At 62.3% G+C, this 16,491-nt stretch carries 14 protein-coding genes and 2 tRNA genes; 10 read left to right on the top strand and 6 right to left on the bottom strand.

The genetic code is table 11. The features are described 5' to 3' along the window. Positions 1 to 40: 40 nt before the first annotated feature. The 3 genes from ACTHNR_RS26785 to ACTHNR_RS26775 all read left to right on the top strand — a co-directional run bounded on the left by ACTHNR_RS26785 (position 41) and on the right by ACTHNR_RS26775 (position 2,230). Positions 41 to 1,057 carry a class 1 fructose-bisphosphatase gene (locus ACTHNR_RS26785; RefSeq protein WP_440551897.1) on the top strand — a complete coding sequence of 339 codons (1,017 nt, stop codon included), beginning with the start codon at positions 41 to 43 and terminating at the stop codon, positions 1,055 to 1,057. 60 nt (positions 1,058 to 1,117) lie between these two features. Then, a tRNA-Thr gene (locus ACTHNR_RS26780) sits at positions 1,118 to 1,193 on the top strand. Positions 1,194 to 1,507: 314 nt separating this feature from the next. Continuing rightward, positions 1,508 to 2,230 (top strand): DUF3800 domain-containing protein, encoded by a 723-nt coding sequence (locus ACTHNR_RS26775; RefSeq protein ID WP_440551894.1) that lies wholly within the window; start codon positions 1,508 to 1,510, stop codon positions 2,228 to 2,230. Positions 2,231 to 2,630: 400 nt separating this feature from the next. Here ACTHNR_RS26775 and ACTHNR_RS26770 read toward each other — a convergent pair whose 3' ends face one another. After that, positions 2,631 to 4,865 carry a two-partner secretion domain-containing protein gene (locus tag ACTHNR_RS26770; protein ID WP_440551892.1) on the bottom strand — a complete coding sequence of 745 codons (2,235 nt, stop codon included), beginning with the start codon at positions 4,863 to 4,865 and terminating at the stop codon, positions 2,631 to 2,633. A gap of 179 nt (positions 4,866 to 5,044) precedes the next feature. Continuing rightward, positions 5,045 to 5,986, bottom strand: a complete 942-nt coding sequence (locus ACTHNR_RS26765) for a LysR substrate-binding domain-containing protein (RefSeq protein ID WP_440551890.1) — start codon at positions 5,984 to 5,986, stop codon at positions 5,045 to 5,047. A 129-nt stretch (positions 5,987 to 6,115) separates the two neighbouring features. On the opposite strand from ACTHNR_RS26765, the gene ACTHNR_RS26760 reads away from it, so the two are divergent. Beyond that, positions 6,116 to 7,240 (top strand): aldo/keto reductase, encoded by a 1,125-nt coding sequence (locus ACTHNR_RS26760; RefSeq protein WP_440551888.1) that lies wholly within the window; start codon positions 6,116 to 6,118, stop codon positions 7,238 to 7,240. A gap of 65 nt (positions 7,241 to 7,305) precedes the next feature. On the opposite strand, the gene metE is transcribed toward ACTHNR_RS26760, so the two are convergent. Further along, positions 7,306 to 9,582, bottom strand: a complete 2,277-nt coding sequence (metE, locus tag ACTHNR_RS26755; protein ID WP_440551886.1) for a 5-methyltetrahydropteroyltriglutamate--homocysteine S-methyltransferase — start codon at positions 9,580 to 9,582, stop codon at positions 7,306 to 7,308. Positions 9,583 to 9,706: 124 nt separating this feature from the next. Here metE and ACTHNR_RS26750 point away from each other — a divergent pair, with 124 nt between their 5' ends. The 3 genes from ACTHNR_RS26750 (at position 9,707) to ACTHNR_RS26740 (ending at position 11,683) form a co-directional block, all read left to right on the top strand. Continuing rightward, a complete protein-coding gene (locus ACTHNR_RS26750; RefSeq protein ID WP_440551883.1) occupies positions 9,707 to 10,630 on the top strand; it encodes a LysR family transcriptional regulator in 924 nt (307 codons plus the stop codon). A 269-nt stretch (positions 10,631 to 10,899) separates the two neighbouring features. Then, positions 10,900 to 11,049, top strand: a complete 150-nt coding sequence (locus ACTHNR_RS26745; protein ID WP_440551880.1) for a hypothetical protein — start codon at positions 10,900 to 10,902, stop codon at positions 11,047 to 11,049. A 40-nt stretch (positions 11,050 to 11,089) separates the two neighbouring features. Next, positions 11,090 to 11,683, top strand: coding sequence for a chorismate mutase (locus tag ACTHNR_RS26740; RefSeq protein WP_440551879.1), 594 nt, complete (start codon positions 11,090 to 11,092; stop codon positions 11,681 to 11,683). Between the two features lie 70 nt (positions 11,684 to 11,753). Here ACTHNR_RS26740 and ACTHNR_RS26735 read toward each other — a convergent pair whose 3' ends face one another. Together ACTHNR_RS26735 and ACTHNR_RS26730 are read right to left on the bottom strand one after the other, a co-directional pair. After that, on the bottom strand, positions 11,754 to 12,911 hold the full coding sequence (locus ACTHNR_RS26735; RefSeq protein ID WP_440551877.1) for an exonuclease domain-containing protein: 1,158 nt from the start codon (positions 12,909 to 12,911) through the stop codon (positions 11,754 to 11,756). A 128-nt stretch (positions 12,912 to 13,039) separates the two neighbouring features. Then, positions 13,040 to 13,243, bottom strand: a complete 204-nt coding sequence (locus tag ACTHNR_RS26730; RefSeq protein WP_115536799.1) for a cold-shock protein — start codon at positions 13,241 to 13,243, stop codon at positions 13,040 to 13,042. 379 nt (positions 13,244 to 13,622) lie between these two features. On the opposite strand from ACTHNR_RS26730, the gene ACTHNR_RS26725 reads away from it, so the two are divergent. Then, positions 13,623 to 13,892, top strand: coding sequence for a hypothetical protein (locus ACTHNR_RS26725; protein WP_440551875.1), 270 nt, complete (start codon positions 13,623 to 13,625; stop codon positions 13,890 to 13,892). A 515-nt stretch (positions 13,893 to 14,407) separates the two neighbouring features. Next, positions 14,408 to 15,553, top strand: coding sequence for a porin (locus tag ACTHNR_RS26720; RefSeq protein WP_440551873.1), 1,146 nt, complete (start codon positions 14,408 to 14,410; stop codon positions 15,551 to 15,553). Between the two features lie 114 nt (positions 15,554 to 15,667). On the opposite strand, the gene greB is transcribed toward ACTHNR_RS26720, so the two are convergent. Further along, the gene (gene greB, locus ACTHNR_RS26715; protein ID WP_440551872.1) at positions 15,668 to 16,228 is read right to left on the bottom strand and encodes a transcription elongation factor GreB; all 561 of its coding nucleotides are present in this window, start codon (positions 16,226 to 16,228) and stop codon (positions 15,668 to 15,670) included. 126 nt (positions 16,229 to 16,354) lie between these two features. Here greB and ACTHNR_RS26710 point away from each other — a divergent pair. Beyond that, positions 16,355 to 16,431 (top strand) — tRNA-Arg (locus ACTHNR_RS26710). Positions 16,432 to 16,491: the final 60 nt, after the last annotated feature.

The raw sequence follows: 16,491 nt of genomic DNA, 5'->3' as shown, positions 1-16,491 counted from the left end.
GGTAAAATCGTCGCATTCCCATGGCTTTCGGAGCACCGCAATGTCTTTGCAACGACGCACCACCCTGACCAAGTACCTGATCGAGCAGCAACGCGAAACGAACAACCTGCCGGCCGACTTGCGTCTGCTGATCGAGGTCGTGGCGCGCGCCTGCAAGCTCATCAGCTATCACGTGAGCAAAGGCGCGCTGGGCGAAGCGCTCGGCACGGCGGGCACCGAGAATGTCCAAGGCGAGGTGCAAAAGAAGCTCGACGTGCTGTCCAACGAAATCTTGCTCGATGCCAACGAGTGGGGCGGCAACCTCGCCGGGATGGCGTCCGAGGAAATGGAGACGCTGTTCCCGATTCCCTCGAACTACCCGCGCGGCGAGTATCTGCTCGTGTTCGATCCGCTCGACGGCTCGTCGAACATCGACGTCAACGTCTCGATCGGCACGATCTTTTCGGTCCTGCGCTGTCCCGACGGCCAGGAAGCGACCGAGCAATCGTTCCTGCAGCCGGGCCGGCAGCAAGTGGCGGCCGGCTACGCCGTGTACGGTCCGCAAACGGTGCTCGTGCTGACGACGGGCAACGGCGTGAACTGCTTTACGCTCGATCGCGAGCTCGGCTCGTGGGTGCTCACGCACAACAACCTTCGCGTGCCGCAAGACACGCGTGAGTATGCGATCAACGCATCGAATGAGCGGCATTGGTACGAGCCTGTGCAGCGTTATGTCGGCGAGCTGCTGGCGGGCAAGGAGGGACCGCGTCAGGCCGATTTCAACACGCGCTGGGTCGCGTCGATGGTGGCCGACGTTCACCGCATCTTGAACCGCGGCGGCATCTTCATGTACCCGGCCGACAAGCGCACGCCGGACAAGCCGGGCAAGCTGCGGCTCATGTACGAAGCGAACCCGATGGCATTCATCGTCGAGCAGGCTGGCGGCGCGGCCACGAACGGCGTGGATCGCATCTTGGACATTCAACCGAAGAGTCTGCACGAACGGGTTGCCGTGTTCCTCGGGTCGAAGAACGAGGTCGATCGCGTGACGCGCTATCACCACGAAGAAAAAAAATGATCGGAGGGGCTTGCGCACCTCGGCAAAGTGTCTCTATAATCGCGTTTCTCTGATGTTGATGCCGGAATAGCTCAGACGGTAGAGCAGCGCATTCGTAATGCGAAGGTCGGGGGTTCGATTCCTCTTTCCGGCACCAGGAATTCCTGTGAAAGGCCCAGCCCGCAAGGCTGGGCCTTTTCATTTTAGAGTTGACCCAGCGCGGCGATTGGTGCGCGCTGCTTCATGCCTAGTCCGACGCGGCAGCCATTTTGTTGGCAGTGACCACTGCCGGCGACCGCCGCCTCACAGAAACGTCTCCCCTTCGCACCAAGCGCCAACCGACGTACCTTGCTCGGACTGGTCTGGAAAAACTGACCCAACGCTAAGCACCGACAGCCATGTCGCTAATATGGCGGCATTCGCGACAACGGGATTGTCGCCTCGATATGCCTTCCGCCCCAATCACGCCGCATGCCAAGCAGCTTCCGTGTCTATATCGATGAATCCGGAGACGAAGGGTTTAAATTCTTGCCCGGCGAACAAGGAAGCTCACGATGGTTTGTTTTATCGGCGGTCGTGACTAGAAGGGAGCGCGATCTCCAACTTGTTCGACTAGCGAAGGAGGTGCGCGTCCTTTTAAAGAAGGGACCAAAGCAAGCGCTACACTTTCGCCATCTCAAGCACGAACAGCGCGTGCCGTTCGTTCGTCGGATCGGCGAGTCGCCGCTTCGGCATATCCACGTCCTCGTGCATAAGCCGTCGATCGTCGATCCCGAAAATTTCCAGCAGGAAAAGTTCTCGTTGTATCGCTACGCGAGCCGTCTGCTGATCGAGCGCGTCAGTTGGCTGTGCCGTGACTACTATCGGCCCGGCGACACGGGCAATGGTCTAGCGGAATTGATTTTCTCGAATCGATCAGCGATGTCGTATGAGGATCTGCGCGACTACTTGCGACGCCTGCGCAGTCTTTCGGAGGTGCGTATCCATTGGGGCAGCGTAGAACCGGATGCAGTCGGCGCCGTCGCACACGACCAACTCGCTGGACTACAAATCGCGGACGCGGTGGCCACTGGGGCGTTCTATGCGGTGCACCGTTCCGTATACGGAGAGACAGAAGATGGGTACCTGCGGCTCCTTGCACGCAATATCTACCGGAATCGCGGAATCGCGGAATCGCCAATGGCTACGGACTGAAGTTATGGTGTGCCGATTCGGGGGAGAAAAAACGCGTGCTGGCAGTAGTCGCCAACTGAGGGAAAGAGAGAGGGAGGACTGTTGCAGGCCCCGGATTCGAGGATCCCACCCATCTGGGCTGCCGTCTTGCGACGACCTCTACAGGTTCCGCGCTTGCCTGCAACACTGGCAAGTATATTCGGCTTCCCCACCACAAACAAGTCGTCAGGGGCCGTCACTTTCCTGGTCGTCGCGTGCATCGGCACCGTCAAGACGCAAGCATAAAGCCCGGTTCGCGCGACTGGGCTTTATGCTTTCTGGCCATCGCTTTCGCCGCTTGCACCAGAACCAAGCGAAGCGACTTCGCAACGTCGCACGACTCAGCGACGAGCAGCGTCAAGCGCTGCTCATACGGCAAACATCACGGATGCGAGACCTGCCAGGCAAGCACGGGATGCGTCGCCCCAACCGGCATCGCCCAGACGCCGTTCGGGCTGAAGTCCCAACCGACGAAGCTGGCCGGGTTTTGCATTTGGGCTGCGGTCAGCGCATTCGCCGCAGGCAAATTCGGGTCGCCGCTCGTCGTCTGTCCCTGCAGTTCGGGGCTCCAATACACGTCACTCGCCAGCCCCGTACAACCGCCGCATATACCTCCCCACCCGTGGAAGGAACTGGGCGTCTCGACATAACCGGATGCGTACGACTGGGTAATCGTCGCGCCAGGCCCGTTTCCAACCACAAGCCCCCCAGCCGCCCCGTGCGTCGAGAGCCCCGAGACCGAGCCCGTTGCGTAGGACTGCGTGATCGTTCCTTCGTTGTCCGCGACAAGCCCCGCGGCGCCGCTGTCCGCTTCCACTGCCGCGCTGCTGCCGGACCGGGCGATCAACCCGTAGTTCGTTCCGACGAGCCCTCCCAGCGTCGCGCCGTCATCGCTGTACGGATCGACGATCGTTCCAGAGGTAAACGCGTTGACGATCGTCCCGTAGTTGTTGTTCACCAGGATGCCCCCGCTGGTCGAGCCCACCCCGGTACTGGCATTGACGTTGACGTCCCGCACGACGGCGCCCGCGGCGATGGTCCCGAATACGCCGTTGTAGCTGGGCGAGAGATGCGAGATCGTGTGCCACAGACCGTCGAACTGGCCCGTGAACGCCGTTCCCGAAGCCGCTAGCGTGGTGAATGCAGCGCCGCTCGCGTCGATGTCTCTTCCGAGCGCATAGGCGCCCGCCAGAAAACCTTGAATGTTCTGCAGGTCCGCGACCGAATTGACGAGCTGATATCCCGTGATTTGCGTGACGAGGCCGCTATAAAGCGGCGACGACCATTTCGCATTCGTGATCAGCGCCCCGGGACTGTAGCCACCGTTCATATCGAAAAGCAGGCTGGCGACTCCCGTGCTGCCCGACCAATCGATGGCGCCGTTGTTGCGCACGCCGCCGCCGTTGTCGATGCCCGTGGTATCGGCGCGCAATGTCAGACTGCCGCTGCCCTTATTCGAGACGAGCACCCCGTAATCGACGGCCACCGATCGGTAAGCACCTAGCGTAAGCGAAGCATTGCCGTTCCAATTGAGCTTGGATGCAACGTCGATGTCGCCGGTGCTGCTCGCGCCGCCCGTCGTCTCGAGGTCGACCGATGTCCCGGCATTCAGACTTCGAACGAGCGAAGCGGCAGCGCTGTCGTCGACCGCGAACTGCCGCGACGATAGATTCCACTGGCCCGCCTTGACCAACGGGGTGATGCCGGTGGAGCCCAGTTGCAACTGCGCGCCGTCGGTATCCACCGTCCCGCCGGCGCCGTCCTCATTGCGCGCCTCGATCGTGCCGCCCAGCGCCACCGCTCCTGCATCGGCTACCAGCCAGACATGCCCGTTGCGCTGCGCGGTGCCCGTCGCGCGAATCGTTGTGTGATCCCCCGCCAGTGCGAAGATGTTGCCGTCGGCGGCCTGCAAATTTACTTGCGCGGCGCTGATCGGGCCGGCATTTTTGATGACGCCGTGGCTGCCGGTTTCGACGAAGACCTGCTGCCCCGTCGACGAATCCTGCAAGAGGACCTTCTTCCCGGCGCCGATTTCAGCCGTGCCCTTTGGCGCACTGATGCTGCCTGTGTTGTCGACTTCATCGGCCGAGATCAAGAAGACATCGCCGTTGGTCGAGCCAATCTTGCCCAGATTCACGACGCGCCGCGTAGACGAACCCGATAGAGCCAACGGGCCGCCGTTCATGAACGAATCGTTGTCGGTATCGAGCGTCGAGGCGACAAAGCGGCCGCCCGTCGCGACGACTCCGCTCGACCCGACTACGACACCCTGCGGGTTGATCAAATAAACGCTGCCGGTCGCCGAGAGCGTGCCGAGAATTGTCGACGTGTTGCCGCCCGTGACACGATTGAGCGTTGCGCCGTTTCCATTGTCGAATGTCACCCGGTTGCCGCTGCCGATCGAAAAGCCGTTCCAATCGATTACGCCGCGCGCCGAAGTTTGATTGATCGTGAGCGCCCCGCTCGATCCCGCGATCGAACCGCTGCCGGCCACGAAATGACCACCGTCAGGCAGAGCGCCCGCATGCGCTGTTGGCGCCACGCCGTATAACGCGGCTAGTGCGATGGCCATAAGCTTGGGCTTGAGTCGAGCGCCCCGTTCGTCGTTGCATCTCATCCGTCCCTCCACATCGATTCGGTTGCACAAAAGGTGCTTGCGAAACGTTTCGTCAGAGCATTGAGTTGGGACGGTCATTATTGGATCGATTTACGAATTGGGAGTCGTCTATTTATGCCAAATTCTCGTCCTTTATCGCCAGATGACTTGGAGGGCGGTGACAATTGTGCCTGCAGCGTTCAGCCGTGCACCGGATCTCTTCGGAGACGAACTTTCTCCTTCAAAAAATCCACGAACACCCGTAGTTTCGACGGCATTTGCGTGCGGCTCGGCATGTAGAGCGAAAACCCGTCGAATGTCAGCGCCCAATCGTCGAGCACGCGCACGAGCCGTCCGTCGGCTAATTGCGGCCGAATAAAATCTTCGATGACGTGCAGCAACCCGACACCCTGCTCCGCCGCCGTCACCATCGTACGCAGATCGTTCGTCACGAAAGAGCCGTTCGGCTCCACCTCGAATACGCGGCGCGATGTTCCTCCGCCTGCACCCGATTCAGCGAACTCCCACCGATAAATGCCGCGGCTCGTCGAAAAGCGATAGCGCAGGCAGTCATGGCGAATCAAATCGTCGGGCGTCTTAGGTTTGGGGTAGCGCGAAAAATACGCGAGCGAACCGGCCACGGCGATTCGCAGCGGCCCGGACAACGGCACCGCCACCATGTCGCGCGCGAGCCGCTCACCCAACCGAATGCCCGCATCGAAGCCCTCGGCGATCAAATCGGTCAGCCCGTCATCTAGCGTCAACTCCACGACGACGCGCGGATAGCGCTGCGCGAATTCAGCCAGATGCGGCATCACGAGCAAATCGCTGGCAATGCGAGGAAGGTTGACGCGCAACGTGCCCGTGGGTTCGCCTCGAGTTTCGTCGAGCGATTCGTACGCCGCCTCGAGCATCGACAACGCCGGACGCACGCGCTCGAGAAACTGCCCGCCCGCCTCCGTCAGCGCGACCCGCCGCGTGGTGCGGTTGAACAACCGCACATTCAACTGGGCCTCGAGCGCGCGAATGGTCTGCGACAACGCCGATGCCGATACGCCGCCCTCCGCCGCGGCGCGCGTAAAGCTCCCATGACGGGCGACGCTCGCGAATGCCACGAGCGCCGGCAACTGGGTAGGATCCACAGCGCCCTCCTTCGATGAGTTTTATGAAGCACAGCTTCACAATTCATTCAGTTCGACGCTATTTTTCCACAAGATCAAATGGCGCACGATACGCCCATCGACCCTTCTTTCCGACCGAGGAGCACTGACATGACGATGGACCGCTACACCCTGCTAGGCCGCTCGGGCCTGCGCGTTTCGCCGATCTCGCTGGGCACGATGACGTTCGGCGACGAATGGGGCTGGGGCGCCGACGAGGCAACGGCGCAGCGCCTGTTCGACCTTTACGTGGACGAAGGCGGCAACTTCATCGATACGGCGGATCTGTATACAGAGGGCACGAGCGAACGCTTCGTCGGCAAGTTCGTCGCGGCCCGCGGCCTGCGCGACCGCGTCGTCATCGCGACGAAGTACAGCTACAGCGCGCAAGCGGGCAACCCGAATGCGGGCGGCAATCACCGCAAGAATCTGATGCGCTCGCTCGAGGGCTCGCTCAAGCGTCTGAACACCGACTACATCGATCTGTACTACTTGCACACCTGGGATCGCATGACGCCCGTCGACGAGGTCATGCGCACGATGGACGACGCGGTTCGAGCCGGGAAAATTCGCTACGTCGGGTTGTCGGATACGCCGGCGTGGTTCGCGGCGCGCGCCCAGACGCTCGCGCAGTGGCGCGGCTTCGAACCCGTCGCCGCGATGCAGCTCGAGTATTCGATGGTCGAGCGCAACGCCGAGCTCGAGTTCGCGGATCTGGCCTCCGAACTGGGCATGGGCCTCGTACCGTGGAGCCCGCTCGCCATGGGCGTGCTCTCCGGCAAATACAAGCCGTCGCAAGGCAGCTTCACGGGCAGCGGCCGGCTTGAAACGGTGCTCGCGCAAAACCCCGGCGCGAAACCGCCGCCGGGCTTCGACAAGCTGACCGAGCGCAATTTCCGTATCGTCGCCGAACTCGAAGCGGTGGCGCGCGAGGCGAATCGGCCGATGGCGCAAGTCGCGCTGAACTGGCTTCATCAAAAACGCGGCGTCTCGAGCATCATCGTGGGCGCCACGAAGCCCGAGCAATTGCGCGACTCGCTGGCCTCGCTCGAGTTCACGCTCGATCCCGCGCTCGTCGTGCGTTTGGACGCCGCCTCCGAGCCCGCGCGACCGTTCCCGTACTACATGTTCGAGGACGGCCATCAGGCGCGCATCCATGGCCACGTCGACGTGCGCAGCAAGCCCGACACGTACGACCGGCCCGTCAGGGTGCCGGCGCCTGGTGCGAACGCGTAACAGCGACTTGGCGCCGGCTGCCAATCGCCACCGGCGCCAAGATGACGCGGAAAAGCTCGTGCAAACTAGACCGTAGCCGCCAAGCGCGCCCTCAACGTCTTCGCCGCCCGGACCATATTGGCGAGCGCCGCTTCGGTCTCGGGCCAGCCGCGCGTCTTCAGCCCGCAGTCGGGGTTGACCCAAAGACGCTCGGCCGGCACCACTTCGCAGGCGCGCTCGAGCAACCGCTCGATCGCCTCCGCGGTCGGCACGCGCGGCGAATGGATGTCGTAGACACCCGGCCCGATCTCGTTCGGATAGGAGAAGGCGCCGAAGCCGTCGAGCAGCTCCATCGCCGAGCGCGACGTTTCGATCGTGATGACGTCGGCGTCCATCGCGGCGATCGACGGCAGAATGTCGTTGAACTCCGAATAGCACATGTGCGTATGGATCTGCGTCTCATCGGCCACGCCGGCCGCCGAAATGCGGAACGCGCGAGCTGCCCAGTCGAGGTACGCGGGCCAATCGCCCCGGCGTAGCGGAAGTCCCTCGCGGAACGCGGGCTCGTCGATCTGGATGATGCGGATACCGGCCTTTTCCAGGTCGACAACCTCGTCCCTGATGGCCAGCGCCAACTGCAACGCCGTCGTGGCGCGCGGCTGGTCGTCGCGCACGAAGGACCACTGCAGCATCGTCACGGGGCCCGTCAGCATGCCTTTGACGGGGCGGCTCGTCAGCGACTGCGCATACTTGGCCGTCTCGACCGTCATCGGCTCGGGGCGATAGACATCGCCGTAGATGATCGGCGGCTTGACGCAACGCGACCCGTAGCTTTGCACCCACCCGTTCTCGGTGAACGCATAGCCCCAGAGTTGCTCGCCGAAATATTCGACCATGTCGTTGCGCTCGGCTTCGCCATGCACGAGCACGTCGATGTCCAGCGCCTCCTGGCGGCGCACGGCCACCTCGATTTCCGCGCGCATGCGCTCGAGATAGTCGAGTGCGCCCAGTTCGCCGCGCTTATAGGCCGCGCGCGCTTGGCGGATGGCCGGCGTCTGCGGGAAGGAGCCGATCGTCGTCGTCGGCAAAAGCGGCAGCCGCAACGCCTCGCGCTGAAGGCGATTACGCTCGGCGAAGCTCAGCTTGCGGTTAGCCATCGCCTCGGTCACGGCGGCCACGCGCTTTTGCACGAGCGCATTGACGACGGCGCCCGATTGCCGGCGCGAGGCCAGCGCGGCATCCGCTTGCGCCAAAGCCGGTTCGGCGGCTTGCGCATCGTCGAGCGCCAGCGCGATCGTGCCCACCTCGTCGAGCTTTTCGGTGGCGAAGGCCAGCCATGATTTCAACTGCGCGTCGAGCTTGCGCTCGCCTTCGAGCGAGACCGGCACGTGCAGCAGCGAGCACGACGGCGCGATCCACAGCCGCTCGCCGAATTCGGCGCGCAGCGTGGCGAGCGATCGCACGACAGCGCGCAGGTCCGTGCGCCAGATGTTGCGCCCGTCGACGACGCCGGCCGACAGCACCATGCTTTTGGGCAAGACGGTCCGCCACGCGTCGAGTTGAGCGGGCGCGCGAACGAGGTCCACGTGCACGCCCTGAATCGGCAGCTTCGCGATGCGTGCGGCGTGATCGGCCGCCGTTTCGAAGTAGGTCGCGAGCAGCACCTTCACCCCGCAGGCGCCGATCGCCTCGTAGGCCGCGCTCAGCGCATCGAGCCACTCCCCTTCGAGGTCCACGCAAAGCGCGGGTTCGTCCAACTGGATCCATTCGACGCCGCGCGCTTTCAACGCGTCGACGATTCGCACGTACCGGTTGACGAGCCGCGGCAGCAGGCTCAAGCGGTCGAATCCGGCCACATGCGTCTTGGCCAGCCGCAGATAGGTGATGGGTCCAATCAGCACGGGCTTGACTGGCGTGCCCAAGGCAAGCGCTTCGTCGACCTCGTCGAAAAACCAGTCGACGCCGCCGTCGAACTTGGTGTCCGGCCCGAGTTCAGGCACCAGATAGTGATAGTTGGTGTCGAACCACTTCGTCATTTCCATCGCCGGCTGCGCCGCGTTGCCGCGCGCCAGCTCGTAGTACTGAGCGAGCGTCAACGTGGCCGGGTCGAAGCCGAAGCGATGCGGCAGCGCCCCGAGCAATGCGCTCATGCCGAGCATTTGGTCGTAGTAGGCAAAGTCGCCGACTGCGATGTAGTCGAGTCCAGCGGCGCGCTGCAGTTGCCAATGCCGCAGCCGCAGCGTCGATGCGACCTCGCGCAGATGCGCCTCGTCGGCTTCTGCGCGCCAGAACGCTTCCTGCGCGAACTTCAGTTCGCGCTGCGCGCCGACGCGCGGGAAACCAAGTATATGAGTCCGTGCCATAGCCACCTCGGAAATTGGGATGGCCGCCAGTCTGAGACGCACGCTATCATTCATCAAGCGACATGTTTTCATCAATGTATGAATTCCACTCATATCTCAATTTTTTCAACTCCGCTGGGGCTCCATGCTTGAGATTCGCCATCTGCGCTCCCTGATTGCGATCGCCGAATCGGGCAAACTGGTCGCGGCCGCCGAGCGCGTTCACCTGAGCCAATCGGCGCTGTCGCACCAGATTCGCGACATCGAATCGCATTACCAGGTCTCGCTGTTCGAGCGCACGAAACAGGGGCTGCGCTTTACGTCGGCCGGCGAACGGCTGCTGGCGCTCGCCCGCGAGACGGTTGCCGCGCTGGCCGCTGCCGAACGCGACCTGCTCCGGCTGAAAGGCGACATGACCGGAGAGCTGAGAATCGTGCTCGAATGCCATACGTGCTTCGATTGGCTCATGCCTGTCATGGACGAATTCCGCCGGCGCTGGCCGGAGGTCGAAGTCGACTTGGTCGCGGGCTTTCACGCGGACCCGTTGCGGCTGCTGAGCGACGGCAAGGCGGACGTCGTCATCGGCTCGATGCCGGCGGGCAAACGCGGGCTGCACGTCGCGCCGCTCTTTCGCTTCGAAATCCTCGTCGTCCTGGCCAACGAGCATCGCTTGCGCAACAAGCGCCGCGTGGGTGCGCACGATCTGGACGGCGAAACGCTGATCACCTATCCCGTGCCGGAATCGCGCATCGATCTCATTCGCGAGGTGTTGGAGCCGGCCGGCATCAAGCTCGAGCGCCGTACGGCGGAACTGACGATTGCGATCATGCAGCTCGTCGCCAGCCGCCGAGGCATCGCCGCCCTGCCGAACTGGGGCGTGAAGAATTACGTCGACCACGACTACGTACTGGCCAAACGCGTCGAACCGAAAGGACTTTGGAGCGAGTTGTACGCCATTGCCGGCGAGGCCTTCGCGCATCGCCCCTACTTCGACGATTTCGTCACGATCGTTCGCGATACTTGCGCCGCCCAGCTCGAAGGCATCGAGTTGCTGCCCACGGCGCGCTGACCCGGTTCGGAACAGCGCCTCGTGCAAGACGACACGCACCGACACGTGCGCCTCGACACGGACATTCGGCGAAAAGCGCCACAAGCTTGCGCAAGATGCGAAGCGCCTCGATACGCGTGAGTTTTTTTGATTTTCGTCAATGGATGTTCACGCGATCTTCAAAGCGCCCACAAGTGTGCCGTTAATGCAACAAAGCGTTAAAAATAGATTCGGCGCTGGCAAGGAAAGGGGACCGCGTCGGATAATCGTTTCGTGCTAGGAGATAAATCATGGAAGCCAAGCCCACCTACATTCCGACCCCCGACAAAGTGTCCAGCCCGGATCCGGAACCGGTAGGCGTTGAATTTTTGGCGACTGAGTTGCCCGAGCACGTGCGCGCGTTTTTCGACGAGCAACGCAAGTCGTGCGAGCAAAAGTGACGATGGCGGGCCATCGGGCCCGCATCGCACGAGCGTTCGCATGAGCGTTCGCATGCGCCGCGCGGCGCTGCCCGCGCTCGCGCTCTGCCTTGCGCTCTCGTTCGCTGCGCAGAGCGCACGCGCCGACGGCGACGAAACCGCCATGACCAACCTGATCGCGCTCGTCTCGCAGCGCTTGGCGTTGGCCGTCCCGGTCGCCCGGTGGAAGTGGGCCAACCATCGCCCCATCACGGATGCACCGCGCGAAGCGGTGTTGCTGGCCGACGTCGATAAGCGCGCCGAAGCGGCGGGTGTCGAGCCTACGTTCGCGCACGCCTTCTTTCAGGATCAAATCGAAGCGAGCAAGCAGGTGCAGTCCGCGCTGTTCGAGCGCTGGCGCGCGTCGCCGCCGTCCGAGCCGGCGCCCGACCTTGCCACGAGCACGCGCCCGCAACTGGACCGGCTCACGGCAGCGCTCGTTCCGGCGCTTGCCCGCGTGCAACCGTGGCGCGAAGCCGCCGACTGTCCGGCACGGCTCGGGCGCGCAATCAAAAGCTGGAAAATGTTGACGCGCTACGACGCCGTCGATGCCGGCGCGCTCAATACCGCGCTGTCTCACGTCTGCCGGGCCGGCGGCGCGGGCGACGTCGGCTAATTTCGCATTTGTTCGGCTGTCGTTGAGCGCGCTTGCCAGCGCACCGTGGGGCCAGAGCTCAAGCGCTCCCCTAAGCCAAGCCCGCTGCGACAGTTTCGGCCGGCAATACTGCGCTTTCCAACGGCATGACGCGCAACCCTCGGGCGAGATGCGTCTGCAGAATTCGAAACGTTGCGGGTTCGAACACCGGCGCGCGCTCGACGGCGAGCGATCGCGCCGCCTCGAGCCACGGTGCTGCGCCAAGATAGCACCACCGGTCGACGACATGAAATACGCGCGACGCGGCGTCAACCTCCTGCTCCTCAAATACGATCGCCGATTCGAACGGCCAAGGCGCGTCGTTCGGTTCGCCGCGTACGGAACGCGGCTGTCGGTTGTGCGCCGGGCGCAGCGTCCCGACCCACTGTGCCTCGGTCAGCAGCGCACCGATCTCGCCGCCGGTCGCCAGCCATTGCACGCGCCGCACCTGCTCGGCAATCCGCAGTTCGCGCGCCGACCGCCGCTCCCCCGTTAAATGGGCGCGAACGCGCTGTCGCAGGCGCACGCTCCGAGCGACGTAGAGAGGCAAATCCGCCTCGTCGAAGAAGGCATACACCCCATGCCCGGCCGGCGCCGAATCGAGCATGTCTTCGGTGATGTCGCCGGCGATCCGATAGCGCCGTACCGTGCGGTCGATATGCCCGCGCAGCACATCGAGCGGCCACGCCGCATGCAGCCGACGCCAGAATTGCCAGAGCAAATCGGCGTCCGCCAGCGCGCGGTGACGAGCGAGCGGTTCCAGCGCGTGGCGCTCGATCAGCGCATCGAGCCCGTGCCGCTTCTCGTTGGGCCATAAGGCGCGGGACAGTTTGACCGTGCAAAGCACATCCGGATTGAACGCCAACCCCGCACGCTGGAACTCGCCGCGCAGGAAGCCGCGGTCGAAACTGGCGTTATGCGCCACGAATAGACTGCCCTCGAGGCGGTCGAGCAAATCGGCGGCAAGCGAGGCGAACGTCGGCGCGTCGCGCACCATGGCGTCGGTAATGCCGGTCAGCGACTGAATAAATGGGGGAATATGCTGCTGCGGATTGACGAGCGTGCTCCAGCGCGACACGCCGGACGGCCCGATTTGCACGACGCCGATTTCGGTGATTCGGTGCTCCGCGACCGACCCGCCTGTGGTTTCGAGATCGACGAAAGCGATGGGCGTATCGATTGCCGGAACCGGAGGAAGTAAATCTGACATGAATAAGGGCGCTCGGGTGCTTCGTTGCACGAAGTATGCACCACCCGAGCGCCCTTGTAAGGATGCGGGCCGCGCCGGCTTGCGTCATGACGACGACGGCCGGGCACGGCGTACCCCGGACAAACGTATTACAGCGGGCGAATGTTCGCCGCTTGCTTGCCCTTCGGGCCGGTCTTCACATCAAACTGAACGCGTTGATTTTCTTTCAGAGACTTGAAGCCATCAGCTTGAATCTCGGAGAAATGCGCAAACACGTCCTCGTTGCCCTTGTCGGTCGTGATGAAGCCAAAGCCTTTAGCATCGTTGAACCATTTGACGACACCGGTTTCCATAGTACTGATTCCCTCGAAATTTTAATAGACGGGCAGCGCCCTCCGCCTGAAGCCCAGCCTCGGATGAGCAACGCCTCGGTCTCTCTGCCCGTGGGCGCCGCTCACTGGGTGATTCCGGCGCTGCTTTTATAAATGGTCAGTTAAGTGCTCGTCAAGAAATTTTTCATTAAGTGGGGTACCGATGCGTTTCATATGCATCTCGCACGAGAAAATGTCCGAGCTGCCGTCATAATTACCTGCAACGAACAAACAAAAACAAGTAATCAGGAAAAACTTTCACTATTTGCAACAAGATATTTCTACTGTCAGTATTTTTCCGGGGTTGCTGTATAGCCGGGCCGGCCTGATCATCGAGTTAGACGATTTGCAGGAGACCGCCATGCGAGCCATCCCCATCAAGCGCTTCGTCTCTTGGCTCATACGCGTGCCCCATCTCGCGACGGCATCGATTGGTCAGACGAAAAGCGCAACCACGTTACTCGAGGTCGATCCGTTTTGGCACGGCGACCACTGGCAGAACCTCCTGGCTTCGCCCATGGACGCGCGACACTACGTGATGGAAGACTGGGCCCTGCCGCTCGAAAACGACGAGGTGGACGAGCGCGCTTCGGAAGCCAAACGCGGACGCGCCCGGCGCCGCGTCGAGTAAACCGAGAAAACGAAAAAAAACGCGGCTGAAAGGCCGCGTCGACAAAGGTTTGGAGACGTCTTTTCTTGACGAAAAGTCTGCTTGGGCAAGCAGAACCGGCAGTATAGCGAGGCGGGCACAACGTATTAAGTTCGCATTCCGCAATCTTCTCTTTCAAAAACGTCAATAATCATACGTAACACCGACGACCGTATTTAAAGCATAAAGTTTCGCGTGTCGTAAACGCAACGACGCCGGTTTTCCTTTATGCTTCGGACCCCCTATCAAGTCGAAACAAATGCTTACGTATCAATGACTTACGTAAGATGCACGGCCATTTCCGATCGATCAATACTTTATTGCCGTTTTCGAAAGGCACGCCGGAGCGAAGGGCTCCTTACACTCGACCCAGTTCGGAGAAACGGACCTGTTGCATCGATTTTCCGCATGTCATGCCGAAGCGGGCGTGCAGATGTTCCGCTTCGGTCGATGCCTCTCGCGACAGCCCAAGGACATTCCTGATTCTGGAGAGAAAGATGAAAAAGACGCTTTTAGTCGGCGCCCTGACCGGTGCATTCGCGACGATGGCGCACGCGCAGAGCAGCGTGACGCTGTACGGCCTCATCGACGCCGGCATCACCTATACGAACAATCAAGGCGGCCATAGCGCCTGGCAGCAAACGACAGGATCGGTCAACGGTAGCCGCTGGGGCTTGCGCGGCAGCGAGGACCTGGGCGGCGGCCTGAAAGCCATCTTCACGTTGGAAAACGGCTTCGGCATCAACAACGGCACGCTCAAGCAGAACGGCCGCGAATTCGGCCGGCAAGCCTGGGTTGGCCTGAAAAGCGACCAATTCGGCACGGTCACGCTCGGCCGCCAGTACGACGACGTCGTCCAGTACCTCGGGCCGCTGGCGCTCACGGGTACGCAGTACGGCGGTACGTATTTCGCCCACCCGTTTGACAACGATAACCTCGACAACTCGTTCCGCGTCAACAATTCGGTCCATTTCCAAAGCGCGGACTACGGCGGCTTCAAGCTCGGCGCCATGTACGGCTTCTCGAACACGGCCGGCCAGTTCTCGAACAACCGCGCTTACAGCGTCGGCGCTTCGTACACATGGAGCGGGCTGAACGTTGCGGCCGCCTATATGCAGTTGAACAACGACATCAACAATCTGGCGCAAACCGCGGCATCGCCCGGAGCCGTCGCGGGCGACGCCGCGTTCGTCGCGAGTCGCCAGCGCACTTGGGGCGGCGGCCTGAACTATACGTTCGGCCCGGCCACGGCCGGCTTCGTCTTCACCCAGACGCGTCTGGACAACGCCCTCGGCGTGAACGCGGCCAACGCCGGCACGGCTTCGACGCTGGCCCTGCCCGGTGGCGGCGCCCGCTTTAACAACTATGAACTGAACGCCCGCTACGCGCTGACCCCGGCCGTGAGCCTGGCCGGCGCCTACACGTACACCGACAGCACGATCGGCGGCGTGCATCCGAAGTGGAATCAGTTCAACTTGCAAGCCGACTACGCGCTTTCCAAGCGGACCGACGTCTATCTCGTCGGCGAATTCCAGCACGTCGTGAACAAGGGCACGGGTATCGGCGCCGTCATCAACGGCTTGAACATGTCGTCGACCGACAAGCAAGTCGCCGTGACAGCCGGCCTGCGTCATCGCTTCTAAGCATTCGCGTCCCGGCGTGTCGCCACGCCGGTCCACGACAAAGCGCCGCGCTATTGCGGCGCTTTTTTCTTGGCGTCGACGCCCGCGGGATGTACCGCCTCAGCCTGATCCGTCCTAGCCGGCCGGCGGATACCGGACATCGAGCACGTCGATCTGCTCGGGCCCGGCAGGCGTGTGCAGCGTGACGGCGTCGCCGATGCGCGCCTTCAAGAGCGCCCGGGCGACCGGAGAAATCCAGCTTACGTGACCGCGATCGAGATCCACCTCGTCGACCCCCACGATCGTGACCGTGCGCACGTCGCCGTCCTGCCCCGCGTAATCGACCGTTGCGCCGAAAAACACTTGGTCGATGTTCTCTTGCTTGCTGGCGTCGACAACTTCCGCCAGATCGAGGCGTTTGGTCAAAAATCGAATACGCCGATCGATCTCGCGCAGGCGGCGCTTGCCGTAGATGTAATCGCCGTTCTCCGAACGATCCCCGTTCGAAGCGGCCCATGAGACGAGTTTGACGACTTCCGGCCGCTCTTCGTCGATGAGATGAAGCAATTCGTCGCGCAAACGCTTGTGGCCGGCGGGCGTCATGTAGTTCTTGGCGCCGGCGGGCACCTCCGGCTGGCCGATGTCGAGATCGTCGTCGTCGCCGTCGCTCGACTCTTTCACAAATGCCTTGTTCATGGTGCGGATCACTACGTGAGTCAATCTTCAAGCGTACACGATCGGACGCGCGGGAAGAAACATCGAAGAAACCGCCCACGATGTCTTCCCTTTTCCCAGAAGTTTGCTATAATTTCGCTTCTGCGTGCGGCTGTAGCTCAGTTGGATAGAGTACTTGGCTACGAACCAAGGGGTCGTGGGTTCGAATCCTGCCAGCCGCGCCACCTATGAAGGGCCTTCCATTCGGAAGGCCCTTTGTTTTTGCGGCCTCCCTTTGCGATGTC

The sequence above is a fragment of the Trinickia sp. genome (assembly GCF_051954495.1).
Classification (GTDB): domain Bacteria; phylum Pseudomonadota; class Gammaproteobacteria; order Burkholderiales; family Burkholderiaceae; genus Trinickia.
Note: the sequence above shows the minus strand (reverse complement) of the source record. Positions and strands in the feature narration are given on the sequence as shown.